General features: G+C 68.0%; 15 protein-coding genes. 9 read left to right on the top strand and 6 right to left on the bottom strand.

The features are described from left to right. The first annotated feature begins 156 nt into the window (after positions 1 to 156). Entirely contained in the window at positions 157 to 645 is a 489-nt protein-coding gene (locus MFF06_RS17350) for a hypothetical protein (RefSeq protein ID WP_238206225.1), read from the top strand. Positions 646 to 1,285: 640 nt separating this feature from the next. Here the strand turns inward: MFF06_RS17350 and MFF06_RS17355 are convergent. Then, entirely contained in the window at positions 1,286 to 1,777 is a 492-nt protein-coding gene (locus MFF06_RS17355) for a PilZ domain-containing protein (RefSeq protein WP_238206231.1), read from the bottom strand. Between the two features lie 599 nt (positions 1,778 to 2,376). On the opposite strand from MFF06_RS17355, the gene motA reads away from it, so the two are divergent. Together motA and MFF06_RS17365 are read left to right on the top strand one after the other, a co-directional pair. Then, positions 2,377 to 3,240 (top strand): flagellar motor stator protein MotA, encoded by an 864-nt coding sequence (motA, locus tag MFF06_RS17360; RefSeq protein ID WP_238206234.1) that lies wholly within the window; start codon positions 2,377 to 2,379, stop codon positions 3,238 to 3,240. Positions 3,241 to 3,262: 22 nt separating this feature from the next. Then, the gene (locus MFF06_RS17365) at positions 3,263 to 4,129 is read left to right on the top strand and encodes a flagellar motor protein MotB (protein ID WP_238206236.1); all 867 of its coding nucleotides are present in this window, start codon (positions 3,263 to 3,265) and stop codon (positions 4,127 to 4,129) included. Between the two features lie 120 nt (positions 4,130 to 4,249). Here MFF06_RS17365 and MFF06_RS17370 read toward each other — a convergent pair whose 3' ends face one another. After that, positions 4,250 to 4,528: a hypothetical protein gene (locus tag MFF06_RS17370; RefSeq protein WP_238206238.1), complete on the bottom strand. Its 279-nt coding sequence runs from the start codon at positions 4,526 to 4,528 to the stop codon at positions 4,250 to 4,252. Between the two features lie 177 nt (positions 4,529 to 4,705). Between MFF06_RS17370 and MFF06_RS17375 the strand changes: the two genes are divergently transcribed. The 5 genes from MFF06_RS17375 to dnaE all read left to right on the top strand — a co-directional run bounded on the left by MFF06_RS17375 (position 4,706) and on the right by dnaE (position 12,800). Further along, positions 4,706 to 4,906 carry a hypothetical protein gene (locus MFF06_RS17375; protein ID WP_238206240.1) on the top strand — a complete coding sequence of 67 codons (201 nt, stop codon included), beginning with the start codon at positions 4,706 to 4,708 and terminating at the stop codon, positions 4,904 to 4,906. Between the two features lie 493 nt (positions 4,907 to 5,399). Further along, positions 5,400 to 6,725 carry a proline--tRNA ligase gene (proS, locus tag MFF06_RS17380; protein ID WP_238206243.1) on the top strand — a complete coding sequence of 442 codons (1,326 nt, stop codon included), beginning with the start codon at positions 5,400 to 5,402 and terminating at the stop codon, positions 6,723 to 6,725. 8 nt (positions 6,726 to 6,733) lie between these two features. Next, positions 6,734 to 8,056 (top strand): lipoprotein-releasing ABC transporter permease subunit, encoded by a 1,323-nt coding sequence (locus tag MFF06_RS17385; RefSeq protein WP_238206245.1) that lies wholly within the window; start codon positions 6,734 to 6,736, stop codon positions 8,054 to 8,056. 11 nt (positions 8,057 to 8,067) lie between these two features. Further along, positions 8,068 to 8,784, top strand: a complete 717-nt coding sequence (locus tag MFF06_RS17390) for an ABC transporter ATP-binding protein (RefSeq protein WP_238206247.1) — start codon at positions 8,068 to 8,070, stop codon at positions 8,782 to 8,784. Between the two features lie 497 nt (positions 8,785 to 9,281). Next, entirely contained in the window at positions 9,282 to 12,800 is a 3,519-nt protein-coding gene (gene dnaE, locus MFF06_RS17395; RefSeq protein WP_238206249.1) for a DNA polymerase III subunit alpha, read from the top strand. Between the two features lie 133 nt (positions 12,801 to 12,933). Here the strand turns inward: dnaE and MFF06_RS17400 are convergent, their stop codons facing one another. After that, positions 12,934 to 13,467, bottom strand: coding sequence for a hypothetical protein (locus tag MFF06_RS17400; RefSeq protein WP_238206251.1), 534 nt, complete (start codon positions 13,465 to 13,467; stop codon positions 12,934 to 12,936). Between the two features lie 155 nt (positions 13,468 to 13,622). Between MFF06_RS17400 and MFF06_RS17405 the strand changes: the two genes are divergently transcribed. Continuing rightward, positions 13,623 to 13,766, top strand: a complete 144-nt coding sequence (locus MFF06_RS17405) for a hypothetical protein (protein WP_238206253.1) — start codon at positions 13,623 to 13,625, stop codon at positions 13,764 to 13,766. An 88-nt stretch (positions 13,767 to 13,854) separates the two neighbouring features. Here the strand turns inward: MFF06_RS17405 and grxD are convergent, their stop codons facing one another. The 3 genes from grxD to purL form a co-directional block, all read right to left on the bottom strand. Next, a complete protein-coding gene (gene grxD, locus MFF06_RS17410) occupies positions 13,855 to 14,190 on the bottom strand; it encodes a Grx4 family monothiol glutaredoxin (RefSeq protein ID WP_238206255.1) in 336 nt (111 codons plus the stop codon). Positions 14,191 to 14,259: 69 nt separating this feature from the next. Next, a complete protein-coding gene (locus MFF06_RS17415) occupies positions 14,260 to 14,496 on the bottom strand; it encodes a BolA/IbaG family iron-sulfur metabolism protein (RefSeq protein WP_238206256.1) in 237 nt (78 codons plus the stop codon). Positions 14,497 to 14,511: 15 nt separating this feature from the next. Beyond that, positions 14,512 to 16,737 carry a phosphoribosylformylglycinamidine synthase subunit PurL gene (gene purL, locus MFF06_RS17420; RefSeq protein ID WP_238206257.1) on the bottom strand — a complete coding sequence of 742 codons (2,226 nt, stop codon included), beginning with the start codon at positions 16,735 to 16,737 and terminating at the stop codon, positions 14,512 to 14,514. Positions 16,738 to 16,893: the final 156 nt, after the last annotated feature.

A 16,893-nucleotide genomic window follows, 5' to 3' on the forward strand; every position in this document is an offset into this window, starting at 1 on the left:
CCAGTCCGGTAGCGACCCAACTCAGCCGCCAGGATCACTGTCGGAGCTTCTCCAAAGCGGCCGGCCTTCAGCCCCCCGGGAACTTCGGCTCGGGGTAGAAACAGAGCGCCGCTTGAGGCAGGGTCCGCGCGAATGCGCTGACTGGGAACCTATCACATGCAACAACAAATAAGCCCAGCAAAAGCCGCAGCAACATTTCTACTATTCGGATCGTTTTTCTTTGTGCTGACGTTTGTTGCGTGGGGCATGTATCAGATATTGATAACCGATATCCTTAAAGCAAACCCACATCGCTCCATCTTGCACGCCCTTACAGTCCTTCCATTAATGAGTGCAATAGCTGGTATAATTTTTCTTATAATCCATTTCTCAGGGGCAATTATTCTGGCAGGATGTGTTGCGTACATTTCAGCTGCTATATTTGGCCGCATTCCGCTATGGATGCTGTGCTTGATTGTTGTCCTATGTGTTCCCGTGGTTTGGGCACAAGATACCGCCCTTCCTGATTTCAAATTGTACAGTGATATATCGGATGATACTCCATCTTCACTGGCAGAATTTTACCGGCAATTGAATTTTAATCTATACTTATTTCCGAGCTTGCTGGGCTGTTGGCTCAGACTGCGGATGAAGCCTTCTTCTTAGGTTGCGACCCAACGCCTCAAGTACGTCCGCTTCCTCCATTTCCAATTCGGGAGCGGACGGGCGGAAATCCACCCAACTCTGACATTCATCGAGAGGGCAAGCAGCCACCCCGACTCCCCCAGGCTTTTCGGTTATGCGCTAGCCCCGACGAAACGCAGGACGAGCAGAGACAAGTCGTTGAGACCGGCCTCCTGCACTGCTGCGGGAATATTCCGGCTAACCCAGCAGCGACGGCCTGCTTGCCGATCACGACATCCCTTTCTTAGAGCTCCTCACAAAACTCCCGACAGCCGGGAGTTTTCCCCTCCGGCCACAACGGCGCAGCGGGAGTTTTGTAAAAGGCTCTTAGACAGAGCTACGACCGTTCCTCCGGCCACGGGAAGCTCGGTGCGGTGCGGGAGGCGTCGAAAATTGCCGTTTGCCGTGAATGGCCCACGCTCACCTCGGTGCGGGAGCTAACGTGTTGGCAGCGCTCGCTTATGGCTTAACTGCTCGGGGAGCCATCACCTCAACAACATCCTCGACCGTCTGGCTTTTCTGCTTCCGCTCCTGCGTCGGGTGCCGGGCATGGGGCCGGCGTCGCCGTTGCGGCGATCCGCACTACGCTCGGTGAGCTTCGGGCGGCCGGTTCGTCCGCCGATCAGGGGCGTACCCAATCGGCGAAGGAATCGGCGGCGAAGGGCTCCGCGAACTGGACCGCGATGCCCCGTGGGATCAACCGCACCACCGTGGCGTAGCGCGCCCCGACCCGCACGCGCGAGCCGACGAACGGCAACGCGTCGGTCCCGAGGTCGATCGCGGCCCCGGACAGCGAGATGTCCTGGATCGTGCCGGGCATCAGGATGTTCTCGCCGAGCCGCACCTCGACCGCGCGATGCTTCGGCACGATGCGGGGGGCGCCGCGCAACTCGGCCTGCTGCAGGCGCCGCTTCGCATACCAGTCGAGCCGGGCCGAGACGCGGCCGCGACGGTCCTCGGGGATCCGCAAGTCGAGGATGAAGCCCCGACGCGTCAGGGTCGAGATCCTGCCCGGCAGGATGCCGATGTAATCGAGGGAGCAGACGACGACCTGCCCCACCTCGACCCGGGCGGTGGCGATGAACTCCGCCGACTTCAGATTGATCTCTTGCACCCGGCACGGGAACTCCGTCCCGCCGGCGAGCATCGCGCGGCCACGGATCGCGAAATCGGAGCCGGACCCCAGCTTACCGGATGTCCGAGCCTGATTGAGATCGCCGCCGTTCAGTGATCCCATCGCCGCCCACCCCTTCCAGGTCTTGACGTCGAACCCCGCTGGCGCGCGAGGACCTTCGAGCAAGCCGTCGCTTCGATCTCCAGCTTGCTCCTTCAAGTACCGCCAAACTTCCTAAACAAGAATGCTTTGAATTTTATACTGGTACGAATGCAAATCGAACTAGTCACCTGCAAGACTGCGACGTTCAGTCTTGAGATTCCAAGTCATGAATCCATTTGAGTGATTTTTGACCGTATTTTGCATCCAGGCGCGACGCGCTGGACTCGCACGCGGCGGGGGCGACGGGCTCTCCCGTCGTCGCGGACGAGGCGAGGCGATCGAGGGGGCCACGGCCGCACCGTCCCGCCGCCCGTCCGCCCCCATCGCGGGCCTTTCCGGCGGCCCGCTAAACTCGCTGTTAACCTTGATCAGTAATTTACCGGCTCATTGGTAGCTTCGCGCGGGCTGAACCTGCCGCCAGGCAAGGATCGCAAATCATGCGGCTGATCGTCGGCACACTGATCGTCTTCGGTTGCGTCTTCGGCAGCTATGCGCAGATGGGCGGCCACCTCGAGGTGCTCTGGCAGCCGTACGAGTTCGTCATCATCCTCGGGGCGGCGATCGGCGCCTTCGTGATCGGCAACATCGGGCCGGTGCTCAAGGCCGTGCCCCGGATGCTGGGCACGCTGGTGAAGGGCCCGAAGTACAACCAGCAGAGCTATCTCGAACTGCTGGGCATGCAGTATTCGCTGTTCAAGCTCGCGAAGTCGAAGGGCTCGATGGCCCTCGAGCCGCACATCGAGAACCCGGGCGAGTCGGCGCTGTTCAACGCCTTCCCGACCTTCGCTGGCAACCACCACGCGGTGGAATTCCTGTGCGATTACATGCGGATGGTGACGCTGGGCGTCAACAACGTCTACGAGATCGAAGTCCTGATGGACGAGGAACTTGAGACGCACCACCAGGAGCAGGAGCGGATCGTCTCGGCCATGCAGTCGCTCGCCGACGGCACGCCGGCGCTCGGCATCGTCGCCGCCGTGCTCGGCGTCATCAAGACGATGGGGGCGATCAAGGAGCCGCCGGAGGTGCTCGGACACCTCATCGGCGGCGCCCTCGTGGGCACCTTCTTCGGCGTCTTCGTGGCCTACGGCTTCTTCGGGCCGATGGCGCAGTCGCTCAGGAGCCTCTTCGAGGCCGAGTCCAAGTACTACCTGTCCCTCAAGGCGGGCCTGCTCGCCCATATCGGCGGCCAGCCGCCGGTGATGGCGATCGAATTCGCCCGCAAGTCCCTGATGAGCGACGTCCGCCCGACCTTCAACGAGGTCGAGGAGGCCACCGCCGCACTGCCCGCCCAGGCCTGACCCCACCGCAAGCAGGGACGCCATGTCCACGATCATCATCAAGAAGGTCAAGAAGGGGGGCCACGCCCACCACGGCGGGGCCTGGAAGATCGCCTACGCGGACTTCGTGACCGCCATGATGGCCTTCTTCCTGCTGATGTGGCTGATCAGCATGACGACGCAGGAGCAGAAGGTCGGCTTGGCGGAATACTTCGCCCCGGCCTCCCTGAGCGCCACGACCAGCGGCGCCGGCGGAATGCTGCAAGGCACCGCCCTCGACTCCTCGGGCAACAAGTCGGCCAAGCCGCGCGACACGGAGACGGGCTCCGCCGAGCAGAAGGACAAGGCGCGCAAGGCCCGTCCGGGCCAAGCCGGCGACCCCGATGCGGGCCGCCAAGCCGTCAACGCGGAAATCAACTACAGCGCCATGGCGAGCCTCCGGCAGGCGCTCCAGACGATGCCCGACATCGCGGAGCTGTCGCACAACATCCTCATCGAGCCGACCCGGGAGGGCGTGAACGTCTCCCTCGTGGACGAGAACGGCCGCGCCATGTTCCGCGAGGGCTCGGTCGATCCCTACGACCGCACCCGGCGCGTGCTGGAGGCGATCGCGCCCGCCCTGCGCCGCCTGCCCAACCGGCTGACGATCACCGGCCACACCTCCACCGCGCGGCCGGGCACAGGCTCGGTCCAGGCCGGCGAACCGTGGAACCTCACCGCCGGCCGCGCGCTCGCGGTGCGCGAGATCCTGTCGGGGGCCGGGGTCCCCAGCGACAACTTCTCGGCCGTGGTCGGACGCGCGGACACCGAGCCGTATTTCCCCGACAATCCCTACATCGCGTCGAACCGGCGGGTGACGATCACCCTGCTCAACGCGAACCCGCCGGCGCCCTCCAACCTCCTCCGCTGACGGCGCGGGGGAGGGGGCATCGCCCCGGCTCCCCTTGCGCGCGGGCGCCCAAGACGACAAGAGCCCCGCCGGCCTGGACCGGGCGGGGCTCTCGCCGTCCGTGGGGAACGGGCCGGCCGCCTACTCGCGGGAGGCCATCATGTCGTGGGTGAGGACCGTCAGCTTGCCGATCAGGCTCGTGAGGTCGCCCTTGCGGCAGGACCATTGCGTGCCGATCGCCTCGCCGTCGGAGGAGACCGAGACGACGGCCACCGAGCGGAGCTTGCCCTCGCGGGCCAAAGCGAGCTGATCCTGCAGCACCTCGATCACCGACGCCACGCTCTCGTCGGCCACGGCCGGCGAAAGGAGAGCCGGAAAAGCCACGATTGTCGCGTCCTCCGCCTGCCTCCGGTTGCTCATCGGTTCGCCTTCCCTGTCTGACTGTGGAAGCAGTCATGGAGGAGGCGTTCGGGCAGAGTGTGGCAGCTTATCCTTGCCGAACCAATCGGCGCAGGGATGTGGTAAGCATGTGACACCGATCTCGCGGGGTCAGCATTTTGCGTGGGACCATTTCGCGGTTGCGAACGTTAGTTTCGCATGATGCAGACGATCGCTTCCCGCTCCCACACCATTGAAATCGTGCCCTGCGACGGCCTCGCCCCGAGCTTCCGCTGGGTCATCCGCCGTCCCGACGGCTCGGCCCTGCGCCATTCGCCCTACGCCTTCTCCACGGAGAAGGGGGCCCGGATCTCCGCGTTCTGCTGGACGCGCGAGCTGTCGGACACCGCCGTCCGCTGAGGACGGCCCCGTCCGGCGATACAACCTGGGGGTAGGTGCGCGCGGGGGATACGACGCGCCGCGCGCAACCCCCCCGGCCAAGTTGATTGCTGCAATGCGCAAACAAAAAAGCAAGGCCGTGAAGGCCTTGCTTTTGAAGCGCTAGTTGTTCGGCCTTGGTTTGCCCGACGCATTGCCTGCGTGGTGGCCGGTTTTTCCTCCCGAGACTCGGACCTTGCGCCAGCCCCGCGGGGCGTCGCAAACATCGCGGCACGCTTATAGGAACAAGAATGCGTGCTGTCACCGGGGGGCCGAGAAAAATCTGCGCTTTTTTGCCGAAAGCGAGGAACCATCCCATTCCCGCCCCAATCCGCCCTCGCCGGGGCACGGGGGCGATTGCCCGGTCTCGTTGTGGTCCGCCGCTTGTATTTTGCCACAGTGATGTGTTGTGTGCCCCAGCCCGGCGCCCCTCTCCCGGCCCCCTCGCCCGGCAAGGCTTCCGCACAGAACGATCATGCGTCTCTCCCGCTACTTCCTGCCGACCTTGCGCGAGACGCCCAAGGAAGCCGAGATCGTCTCCCACCGCCTGATGCTGCGCGCCGGCTTGGTGCGCCAGGAATCGGCGGGCATCTACGCTTGGCTGCCGCTGGGCCTGCGGGTGCTGAACAAGGTCTGCGACGTCATCCGCCGGGAGCAGGACCGCGCCGGCGCCGTCGAGATCCTGATGCCGACGGTGCAATCGGCCGAGCTCTGGCGGGAATCAGGCCGCTACGACGCCTACGGCAAGGAGATGCTGCGCCTGAAGGACCGGCACGAGCGCGAGATGCTCTACGGCCCCACCGCCGAGGAGATGGTCACCGAGATCTTCCGGGCGAGCGTGCGCTCCTACAAGGACCTGCCGAAGAACCTCTACCAGATCTCATGGAAGTTCCGGGACGAGGTGCGCCCGCGCTTCGGCACGATGCGCTCGCGCGAGTTCCTGATGAAGGACGCCTACTCCTTCGACTTCGACCAGGCCGGCGCCCGCCACGCCTACAACCGGATGTTCGTCGCCTACCTGCGCACCTTCGCCGGCCTCGGCCTGAAGGCGATCCCGATGCGGGCCGATACCGGGCCGATCGGCGGCGACCTCTCCCACGAGTTCATCATCCTCGCGCAGACCGGCGAGAGCGAGGTGTTCTGCGACAAGGCGTATCTCGCCATGGACATCCCGCCGGAGACGGTGGATTTCGAGGACGTCGCCGGCCTCCAGGGCCTCGTGGACGCCTGGACCTCCCGCTACGCCGCGACGGAGGAGATGCACGAGGAGGCGGCCTTCGCCGAGGTGCCCGAGGAGAGCCGCCTCTCCGCCCGGGGCATCGAGGTCGGGCACATCTTCTACTTCGGCACCAAGTACTCCGAGCCCATGGGCGCCAAGGTCGCCGGGCCGGACGGGATCGAGCGGCCGGTCCACATGGGCTCCTACGGCATCGGCCCGAGCCGTCTGGTGGCGGCGATCATCGAAGCCTCCCATGACGAGGCGGGGATCATCTGGCCGGATGCGGTGGCTCCCTTCGATGTGGCGCTCATCAACCTCAAGGTCGGCGAGGCGGGCACCGATGCCGCCTGCGCGAAGATCCAGGGCGAGCTCGAGGCCGCCGGCCTCTCCGTCCTTTACGACGACCGCGACGAGCGGCCGGGCGCCAAGTTCGCCACCGCCGACCTGATCGGCCTGCCCTGGCAGGTGATCGTCGGGCCGAAGGGCTTGGCCGAGGGCAAGATCGAGCTGAAGCGTCGGGCCGGCGGCGAGCGCGAGAGCCTCGCGGCGGTCGACCTGCTCGCCCGCATCCGGCGCGTCTAGGCGGGCCGATGGCGGGGCGCGAGACGTTCGAACGGCTGAAGGAGCGCGCGGCCGGCTTCGCGGCGGAGACGGCGGCGTCGTTCCGGGCGGGCACGCCGCCCTTCGCGCCGTTCGAGTGGATCCTGGCCGGACGCTATCTCCGCGCCCGCCGCCGGGGCGGCGGCGTCTCGGTGGTCGCCTTCTTCTCGGTGCTCGGCATCGCGCTGGGCGTCGCCACGCTCATCATCGTGCTCTCGGTGATGAACGGCTTCCGCGCCGAGTTGCTGTCGAAGATCGTCGGCATCAACGGCCACCTCTTCGCCACGCCCATCGACCGCTCCTTCACCGACTGGCAGGACCTGTCGGACCGCCTGTCCAAGGTGGCGGGGGTGAAGGCCGCCGTGCCGCTGGTGGAGGGACAGGCCTTCGCCTCCTCGCAATACGGCGGCTCCGGCGTCCTCGTGCGCGGGGTGCGCGCCCAGGATCTCGACACGCTGGGCTCGGTCACCACCTCGGTCCGCGGCGGCACCCTGGACGGGTTCGACGACGGGACCGGCGTGCTGATCGGCAAGCGACTCGCCGATTCCCTCGGCCTCCAGGCCGGGGACACCATCACCCTCTCGACGCCCAAGGGCGCCTCGACCCCCTTCGGCACGGCGCCCCGCACCAAGAGCTACACTGTCAAGGCGGTGTTCGAGGTCGGCATGACCGAGTTCGACCAGACCTTCGTCTTCATGCCGCTCACCGAGGCGCAGACCTTCTTCAACCGCGAGGGCGACGTCTCGCTGCTCGAGATCTACGTGGACGATCCCGACCATGTGGGCGAGATGCGCGAGCCCCTGGAGATGGCGGCCGAGCGGCCTCTGCTCCTCACCGACTGGCGCCAGCGCAACCGCACCTTCTTCGGCGCCCTCGAAGTCGAGCGGAACGTGATGTTCCTGATCCTCAGCCTGATCGTGGTGGTGGCGACGCTCAACATCGTCTCCGGCCTGATCCTCTTGGTGCGGGACAAGTCCAGCGACATCGCGATCTTGCGCACCATGGGGGCGACGCCGGGTACGATCATGCGCGTCTTCCTCATCAACGGCGCGCTGATCGGCGTGGTGGGGACGCTGTCGGGGCTGGCGCTCGGCGTCGTCATCACCCTCAACATCAAGCCGATCCAGCGCTTCCTCTTCCCCGGCGCCTGGGACCCCACGGTGCGGTTCCTCGCCGAGATCCCCGCCGAGATGAACCCGCGCGAGATCGTGGCCGTGGTGATCACCACGCTGCTCCTGTCGCTCGCCGCCACCCTCTATCCCTCGTGGCGCGCCGCCCGGCTCGATCCGGTGCAGGCCCTGCGCTACGGCTGAGGCCCTTCACGATGAGTTCCGGCCCCCAGCCTGCCGTCGGCGACCAGCCGGTGCCCGCCCTGTTCTTCGCGCAGGTGGAGCGGCGCTACGCCCAGGCCGAGGGCGCCCTCGAGATCCTGCGCGGGACCGACCTCGCGATCTGGCCGGGGGAACTCGTCGCCCTGGTGGCGCCCTCGGGCGCCGGCAAGTCGACCCTCCTGCACCTCGCCGGGCTGCTGGAACGGCCGGACGGGGGCGAGGTCTATATCGGCGGCCGCCCGACGGCCGCCATGGCCGACGCCGAGCGCACCCGCCTGCGCCGGGAGGAGATGGGCTTCGTCTACCAGTTCCATCACCTCCTGCCGGAATTCTCCGCCCTGGAGAACGTCACCATGCCCCAGCTTATCCGGGGCCTGAAGCGCGACGAGGCGAAGACCCGGGCGGCGGAACTCCTCACCTTCCTCGGCCTGCGCGAGCGGCTGTCCCACCGCCCGGCGGAACTCTCCGGCGGCGAGCAGCAGCGCGTCGCCATCGCCCGCGCCGTGGCCAACGGCCCGCGCCTGCTGCTGGCCGACGAGCCCACCGGCAACCTCGATCCGGTCACGGCCGGGCACGTCTTCTCGGTGCTGATGTCGCTGGTGCGGGCCTCGGGCCTCGCCGCCCTCGTCGCCACCCACAACCTCGACCTCGCCGCCCGCATGGACCGGCGGGTGACGATCCAGGACGGGCAGATCCTGCCGCTGGAGTGAGGAGTAGGCGGGGCGTCTTTGCCTCCGAAGTGGCCGCCCTTCTCCTCTCCCCGCCTGCGGGGAGAGGGGCAAGCGCGCTAACCCTTCATTGACCATCTCCCCACACCGCCGCCGCGCAGCTCAAATCGCCACTTCCAATAGAACAAAACAAGAACATAATCGCCCCCGACAAGACGGGAGGCGGCGATGGGCAAGCGGATGTTCCTGACCGGGGTGGCGGAGCTCATGGCGTTCGGAATGCTGTTCGGCGCCGTCGGGGCCTGGGCGGTAGCCTTGGCGCCGATCCGTTGACGGGCTCTCCCCGGGCGTGGGCCGGTTCCCGCGAAAAGCGGGTTGTCCACAGGCTAACCCGGCCTCCGCGCCGGATTTCCCTGATCCGGCGGCGCGGGTGATGCGAACGGGGCACGAGCGGTGGAAAAGCTCCCCGGGGGCAAGCGGGCCACATCGACTTGGGGGCGCGGCGGGACGATCCTCCCGGCTCCCGAACAAGGCCGGACATGACACGTCACCTGAAGGAGGTCGGCTTCTGCCACCTCCACGTCCACTCGTCCTATTCGCTCCTCGAAGGCGCGGTGAAGGTCGGCGACCTCGTGAAGGCCGCCGTGGCCGACCGGCAGCCGGCGCTGGCGCTCACCGACACCAACAACCTGTTCGGGGCGCTCGAATTCTCGGAGAAGGCGGCCAAGGACGGGCTGCAGCCCATCGCCGGCATCCAGCTCTCGGTCGCCTTCGAGGCCGCCGACCCGCATGGCCGGACCCTGCCGACCTACCACGGCGTGGTGCTGCTCGCGCAGGACGAGGCGGGCTACGCCAACCTGCTGCGGCTGGCGAGCCGGGCCTATTTCGATTCGCCGCTGGGCGAGGCGCCGCGGGTCGCTGCCGCCGCCCTGGCCGACAACGCGGCCGGGCTCATCGCGCTGACGGGCGGGGCGGGGGGCCCCCTCGACGCGGCGCTCCGGGCCGGCCGCCCGGAACTCGCCGCCAGTCGCCTGGAGAGCCTGAAACGGGCCTTCGGCGAGGACCATCTCTACGTCGAGATCCAGCGCCACGGCCTGCCCGAGGAGGCGCGGATCGAGGCGGCCCTGCTGCATCTCGCGGACCGGAACGGCCTCGGCATCGCGGCGGCCAACGAGACCTACTTCACCAAGCCCGACGACTACGACGCCCACGACGCCCTGCTCGCCATCGCGGACGGGCGGATCGTCTCCGACGACCGGCGCCGGAAGCTCACCCCGCGCCACCACTTCAAGACCCGCGCCGAGATGGCCGCCCTGTTCGCGGACCTGCCCGACGCCCTGACGGCGACGGTGGAGATCGCCATGCGTTGCGCCGTCCGCGCGCGCACCCGCAAGCCGATCCTGCCGAATTTCTCGCGGGTCGCCGCAGGCGAGGCCGCGCCGATGGCCGAGGCGCTGGCGCAGGCCTCGGGGGACGTGGCCCAGGCCATCGCCTCCGACGAGCCGACCGAGCTGCGCCGCCAGGCGGAGGCCGGGCTCGAACTGCGCCTGCAACAGCACGGCACCGCGCCGGGCTTCTCGGAGGACGACTACCGCAAGCGGCTCGCCTTCGAGCTCGACGTCATCGTCTCGATGAAGTTCCCCGGCTACTTCCTGATCGTGTCGGACTTCATCAAGTGGGCCAAGGAGCACGACATCCCGGTGGGGCCGGGGCGCGGCTCCGGCGCCGGCTCCCTGGTGGCGTGGTCGCTGCTCATCACCGACCTCGACCCGCTCCGCTTCGGCCTGCTGTTCGAGCGCTTCCTCAACCCCGAGCGCGTGTCGATGCCGGATTTCGACATCGACTTCTGCGTCGAGGGCCGCGAGCGGGTGATCCGCTACGTGCAGGAGCGCTACGGCGAGGGGCAGGTCGGGCAGATCATTACCTTCGGCACCCTGCTGGCCCGGGGCGTGCTGCGCGATGTCGGCCGCGTGCTGGAGATGCCCTACGGGCAGGTGGACAAGCTCACCAAGCTCGTGCCCCAGAATCCGGCCAACCCCGTCACCCTCGCCCAGGCCATCGAGGGCGAGCCGAAGCTGCAGCAGGCGATCGAGGAGGAGCCCATCGTCGGCCGCCTCATCGACATCGCCAAGAAGCTCGAAGGGCTGCACCGCCACGCCTCGACCCACGCCGCCGGCGTGGTGATCGGCGACCGGCCGCTGGAAGAGTTGGTCCCGCTCTACCGCGACCCGAAGACGGGGATGCGCGTCACCCAGTTCAACATGAAATGGGTGGAGCAGGCCGGGCTGGTCAAATTCGATTTCTTGGGACTTAAAACCCTCACGATGCTGCGGTGCTGCACCGATCTGTTGAAGCAGCGCGGCATCCACATCGATCTCGCCTCGTTGCCGCTGGACGACCCGAAGACCTACGAGCCGATGGGCCGGGGCGAGACGGTGGGTGTGTTCCAGGTGGAATCGGCCGGCATGCGCAAGGCGCTCTGCGAGATGCAGGCGGACCGGTTCGAGGACATCATCGCCCTGGTGGCCCTGTACCGGCCGGGCCCGATGGCCAACATCCCCGTCTACTGCGAGCGCAAGCTCGGCCGCGACGCGGGCAACGAGATGTCGTGGTATCCGGACCCCAAGCTGGAGCCGATGCTGCGCGAGACCTTCGGCATCATCGTCTACCAAGAGCAGGTGATGGAGATCGCGAAGGTGCTCGCCGGCTACTCGCTCGGCGAGGCCGACATGCTCCGGCGCGCCATGGGCAAGAAAATCCGCGCCGAGATGGACGCCCAGCGCGAGCGCTTCGTGAAAGGCTGCGAGGCGGGCGGCCTGACCAAGGCCAAGGCCAACGAGATCTTCGACCTCTTGGCCAAGTTCGCCGATTACGGCTTCAACAAGTCACACGCCGCCGCCTACGCCCTGCTGACCTACCAGACGGCCTACCTGAAGGCGAACCACCCGGTCGAGTTCCTGGCCGCCGCCATGACGCTGGACATCGACAACACCGACAAGCTCGCCGAATTCCGCCAGGACGCGCAGCGCCTGAAGATCGTCGTCGAGCCGCCCTCCATCAACGCCTCGGGCGAGGTGTTCGAGGTGCGCGAGGGCCGGATCTTCTACGCGCTCGCCGCCATCAAGGGCGTCGGCCGCGAGGCAGTGCGGGCGCTGGTGGAGGCGCGGGGCGACACACCCTTCACTGACCTCGCCGACCTCGCCCGGCGCCTGAACCCGCGCTTCGTAAACAAGCGGACGCTGGAAAGCCTCGTCCAGGCCGGCGCGCTCGACTGCATCGAGCCGGACCGGGCGCGGGCCTTCGCCGCCGTCGAGCCGATGATGCGGCTCGCCGCCAGCGCGGTGGAGGCGGAGACGACGGGCGTCGCCGACATGTTCGGCGGCGTCGCCTCGGCGGACGTGTCGCTCCGCATCCCGGCCCACGAGCTATGGCCCATGGCCGACACGCTGAAGCGCGAATACGCGGCGATCGGCTTCTTCATCTCCGGCCATCCGCTCGACGAGTACGGCGACCTTCTTGACAAGCTGCGGGTGCAGAGCTGGGCGGATTTCTGCCGGGCGGTGCGGGCGGGCACGACGAGCGTCGGCCGGGTCGCGGCCTCCGTCCTCGACCGGGCCGAGCGGCGCACCAAGACCGGCAACAAGATGGGCATCGTCACCCTCTCGGACCGGACGGCGCATTTCGAGGCGATCATCTTCTCCGAGGGGCTCGCCCATTACCGGGACACCCTGGAGCCCGGCCGCCCCCTGGTGCTCCAGTTGCAGGCGAACCTGGAGGGCGAGGACGTCCGCGCCCGGATCATGACCGTCGAACCCCTCGACGCGGCGGTGGCCCGCTTCCAGAAGGGCATGCGCATCCACCTCGACGACGCCCGCGGCATCCAGGCGGTGCAGAGCCGCCTCACCATGCGCGGGGAGGGGGAGGTGTCCCTGGTGCTCCGCCTCGACGGCGGCGAGCGCGAGGTGGAGATCCGCCTGCCGGGCCGCTACCAGGCGACGCCGCAGCTCGCGGGGATGCTGCGCGCGATGCCGGGGGTGGCGCAGGTGGAGGTGAGCTAGGCAGCACCCACCGCTCCGTCATTGCGAGCGGAGCGAAGCAATCCAGGTTTGCGCCACGTTCGGTCAGGTCGCGCTGCCCTGGATTGCTTCGCTTCGCTCGCAATGACGATAAGCGTCGCGATGGTGGCGGGCCTCACGGCCCAAAGCACGGCTCCAGCGCGGCGCGCAGCGGCGCCGGATCGCTCACCGTGAAGGTCGCCACCATCGAAGCGTCCCCCGCCCGCGGGCTCGATTGCGTCCAGACGATCCGCGTCCCAGCTTGGGCGAAGCCAGCGGCCACCGCCCGCAGGGGGTTCTCGCTGCGCCGGGGGGCGGCGACGGTGAGGGTGAAGCTGGTCGAGGGATCGGCCGCCACCGCGCCGCTGGCCGGGGCGATCACCGTGCGCACCCCGCTCGGGCCGACGAGGCGCAGGGCGGTGAGGGGCTTGGTCGTGCCGCTCGGCCCCTCGAAGGCGTCAAAGGCGAAGCGGGCGGTCAGGTCGGCGAAGCGCGGCACCGTCAGCGCCGCCGAGAGCCCGGCATGGGCGGGGTCGCAGGCGAGGTGCAGGGCGACGTGGCGCGCCTCGGTACCGATCGTCGCCTCGCCGGCGAGATCCGCCTCTCCCCCGGCCGCCAGGGCCGGGGCCGTGACCAGCGAGACCGCCAGAGCGAGGCCGAGAATCCGCATTCGTTAACCCGTGAGGCCCGCCGCAGCCGGGCCGCCAGCATCCCTTAAGGATGGCGGGACAAAAACAGTCACGACCGCGACCGCCATGTGCGCTGCAGCAATTCCTTCAAAAGCGATCCACTCTACACAGCGACGCTTAAGTCTCAGGCGTCGTCATGCGTATCAAGATCACCCTCGTCCTCACCCTGCTCGTCTACCTCGTCGATGGCCGCGCCCCCGGCTTCCGCGAGCCGCGCAACCCGGACACCGAACATGCCGGTGCTCGCACCATCGTGGCGACGAAGCGCGCCTGGATCTGAGGGAAGGTCCAGGGGCGGAGCCCCTGGACATCCGCAGGTCTCCGCCCTGCATCCGCCAGAGGGCTCGCCCTCTGGACACCCCGATTTGTCAGGCAGCGCTCTTCACCGGGATGCCCTTCTCGGACAGGAAGGTTTGCAGTTCGCCGGACTGGAACATCTCGCGGGTGATGTCGCAGCCGCCGACGAACTCGCCCTTCACGTAGATCTGCGGAATGGTCGGCCAGTTTGAGAAAGCCTTGATGCCCTCGCGGATGCTCTGGTCGGCCAGCACGTTCACGCCCTTGAACGGCACGCCGAGGTAGTTGAGAATCTGCACCACCTGCCCCGAGAAGCCGCATTGCGGCATCTGCGGCGTGCCCTTCATGAACACCACCACGTCCTGGGAGGCGATCTCGTTCTGGATGGTCGTGTTGGCGTCGGTCATGGGATCTCGATCCTTGTTCCGTATCCGTGATCTAGTGACGGTCGGGCGTGGATTTCAACTGCGTTGTGCTCAATCCTGCGGGACGCCCGTCGTCAGCGCAAGGGCGTGGAGCACCCCGCCCATGCGCCCCTGGAGGGCGCCGTAGACCATCTGGTGCTGGGCCACGCGGGTCTTGCCCTTGAAGGCGTGGCTCAGCACGGTCGCGGCGTAGTGGTCGCCGTCCCCGGCGAGGTCGCGGATCTCGACCTTCGCGTCGGGCAGGGCCTCGACGATCATGCGCTCGATCTCGCGGGCATCCATCGGCATGGGTTCGAACTCCGTTCAGGCGGCGGGGGCGGCGGGCTGGCTCGCCATGTAGGCCGGCATCCAGCCCTCGTGGGCCTCGCGCAGGGCGGCGACGGCGATGGTCTCGCCGCCCGGCAGGGTCAGGCGGTCCGAACCGGTGATGCCGATGACGGCGGCGTCGATGCCCTGCGCCGAGGCGGCGGTGAGCAGGTCCGTCGCGGTCTCGGGCGGGACGGACAGGAGGTAACGGGCCTGATCCTCGCCGAACAGGTAGGCGTGGGCGGGCAGGTCCACCGGCACTTCAGGGAGCGCGGCGCCGATGCCGCCGGCCATCGCCATCTCGGCGAGCGCCACGGCGAGGCCGCCATCCGACAGGTCGTGGACGGTGTCCACGGTGCCCGAGGCGATAAGGCCGCGCACGAAGTCGCCGTTGCGGCGCTCCAGGGCGAGGTCGACGGGGGGCGGCGCGCCCTCCTCGCGGCCCTCAACCACGGCGAGATAGGCCGACTGGCCGAGCCAGCCCTCGCCCGCGCCGATCAGCACCAGGGTGTCGCCCTCGCGCTTGATCGCGATGGTCGCGTGCCGGGTGACGTCGTCCATCACGCCGACGCCGCCGATGGTCGGGGTGGGCAGGATGCCGACGCCGTTGGTCTCGTTGTAGAGGGAGACGTTGCCGGACACGACGGGGAAGTCGAGCGCCCGGCAGGCCTCGCCGATGCCCTGCAGGCAGCCGACGAGCTGGCCCATCACCTCGGGCTTCTCCGGGTTGCCGAAGTTGAGGTTGTCGGTGATGGCCAGCGGCTTTCCGCCCACCGCCGTGATGTTGCGCCACGCCTCGGCCACCGCCTGCTTGCCGCCCTCGACCGGGTCGGCCTCGCAGTAGCGGGGGGTGACGTCGCAGGTGATGGCGAGCCCCTTCGGCCCGTCCTCGACCCGCACGATGGCCGCGTCGCCGCCGGGCTTCTGCACGGTGTTGCCGAGGATGAAGTGGTCGTACTGCTCGTAGACCCAGCGCTTCGAGGCGAGGTCCGGCGAGGCGACGAGGCGCGCCAGGGCGTCGGCCAGGGAGGCGGGGGCCGCGACCTCGCCCGCCGCGATCACCGGCTGGTGGGTGTTGGCGATGTGCGGCCGGTCGTAGAGGGGGGCCTCGTCGCCGAGCTCCTTGATCGGCAGGTCGGCCACCGTCTCGCCGTGCCACTTGATGACGAAGCGCAGCGTGTCGGTGGTCTTGCCGATCACCGCGAAGTCCAAGCCCCACTTCACGAAGATGGCCTCGGCCTCCGCCTCCATGCCGGGCTTGAGCACCATGAGCATCCGCTCCTGGCTCTCCGAGAGCATCATCTCGTAGGGGGTCATGCCCTCCTCGCGGGCGGGCACCTTCTCGATGTCGAGCTCGACGCCGAGGTCGCCCTTGGCGCCCATCTCCACGGCCGAGCAGGTCAACCCCGCCGCGCCCATGTCCTGGATGGCGATCACGGCGCCGGACGCCATCAGCTCCAGGCAGGCTTCCAGCAGCAGCTTCTCCGCGAAGGGATCGCCGACCTGCACGGTCGGGCGCTTGGCCTCCGTGCCCTCGTCGAACTCGGCCGAGGCCATGGTGGCGCCGTGGATGCCGTCGCGGCCGGTCTTGGAGCCGAGATAGACGATCGGGTTCCCGACCCCGGCGGCGGCCGCGTAGAAGATGCCGTCCTGCCTCGCGAGGCCCACCGCCATCGCGTTCACGAGGATGTTACCGTCGTAGCGCCGGTGGAAGCCCACTTGGCCGCCCACCGTCGGCACGCCGAAGGAATTGCCGTAACCGCCGACGCCGGCGACGACGCCGGAGACGAGGCCGCGGGTGCGGGGATGCTCGGGGTCGCCGAAGCGGAGCGCGTTCAGCGCCGCGATGGGCCGCGCCCCCATGGTGAACACGTCGCGCAGGATGCCGCCGACTCCGGTCGCTGCGCCCTGGTAGGGCTCGATGAAGCTCGGGTGGTTGTGGCTCTCCATCTTGAAGACGCAGGCCAGCCCATCGCCGATATCGATGACGCCCGCGTTCTCGCCGGGCCCCTGGATCACGTGGCGGCCCGAGGTCGGCAGGCCGCGCAGGTGCTTGCGGGAGGACTTGTACGAGCAGTGCTCGTTCCACATCGCCGAGACGATGCCGAGTTCGGTCAGGGTCGGGTCGCGGCCGATCAGGGCGCGGAAGCGGTCGTATTCGTCCGGTTTGAGGCCGTGCTGGGCCACGAGCTCGGGCGTGATCGGGACATCGTTGCGGAACATGCGGCGGTCTCGACGAGCAGGCACACAGCGGCAAACCCGGACCCGGACCGGGCGCTGGGACAATCGCGACGGATTAGTGCCATCTGGTCATGCGATGCAACATCTGCACTGTCTCTCATGTGAATGAGACAGCGGAGACCGGTTCGTTTCTCCCGT

The organism is Methylobacterium aerolatum, assembly GCF_022179085.1.
Lineage (GTDB): Bacteria > Pseudomonadota > Alphaproteobacteria > Rhizobiales > Beijerinckiaceae > Methylobacterium > Methylobacterium aerolatum.

Coding starts and splice junctions, on each gene's coding strand:
- MFF06_RS17415 (WP_238206256.1), bottom strand. CDS start 14,496: ATGCCGATGGATGCCCGCGAGATCGAGCGCATGATCGTCGAGGCCCTG.
- MFF06_RS17405 (WP_238206253.1), top strand. CDS start 13,623: ATGCGTATCAAGATCACCCTCGTCCTCACCCTGCTCGTCTACCTCGTC.
- grxD (WP_238206255.1), bottom strand. CDS start 14,190: ATGACCGACGCCAACACGACCATCCAGAACGAGATCGCCTCCCAGGAC.
- MFF06_RS17365 (WP_238206236.1), top strand. CDS start 3,263: ATGTCCACGATCATCATCAAGAAGGTCAAGAAGGGGGGCCACGCCCAC.
- purL (WP_238206257.1), bottom strand. CDS start 16,737: ATGTTCCGCAACGATGTCCCGATCACGCCCGAGCTCGTGGCCCAGCAC.
- MFF06_RS17370 (WP_238206238.1), bottom strand. CDS start 4,528: ATGAGCAACCGGAGGCAGGCGGAGGACGCGACAATCGTGGCTTTTCCG.
- MFF06_RS17385 (WP_238206245.1), top strand. CDS start 6,734: ATGGCGGGGCGCGAGACGTTCGAACGGCTGAAGGAGCGCGCGGCCGGC.
- MFF06_RS17400 (WP_238206251.1), bottom strand. CDS start 13,467: ATGCGGATTCTCGGCCTCGCTCTGGCGGTCTCGCTGGTCACGGCCCCG.
- proS (WP_238206243.1), top strand. CDS start 5,400: ATGCGTCTCTCCCGCTACTTCCTGCCGACCTTGCGCGAGACGCCCAAG.
- MFF06_RS17350 (WP_238206225.1), top strand. CDS start 157: ATGCAACAACAAATAAGCCCAGCAAAAGCCGCAGCAACATTTCTACTA.
- motA (WP_238206234.1), top strand. CDS start 2,377: ATGCGGCTGATCGTCGGCACACTGATCGTCTTCGGTTGCGTCTTCGGC.
- MFF06_RS17375 (WP_238206240.1), top strand. CDS start 4,706: ATGATGCAGACGATCGCTTCCCGCTCCCACACCATTGAAATCGTGCCC.
- MFF06_RS17390 (WP_238206247.1), top strand. CDS start 8,068: ATGAGTTCCGGCCCCCAGCCTGCCGTCGGCGACCAGCCGGTGCCCGCC.
- dnaE (WP_238206249.1), top strand. CDS start 9,282: ATGACACGTCACCTGAAGGAGGTCGGCTTCTGCCACCTCCACGTCCAC.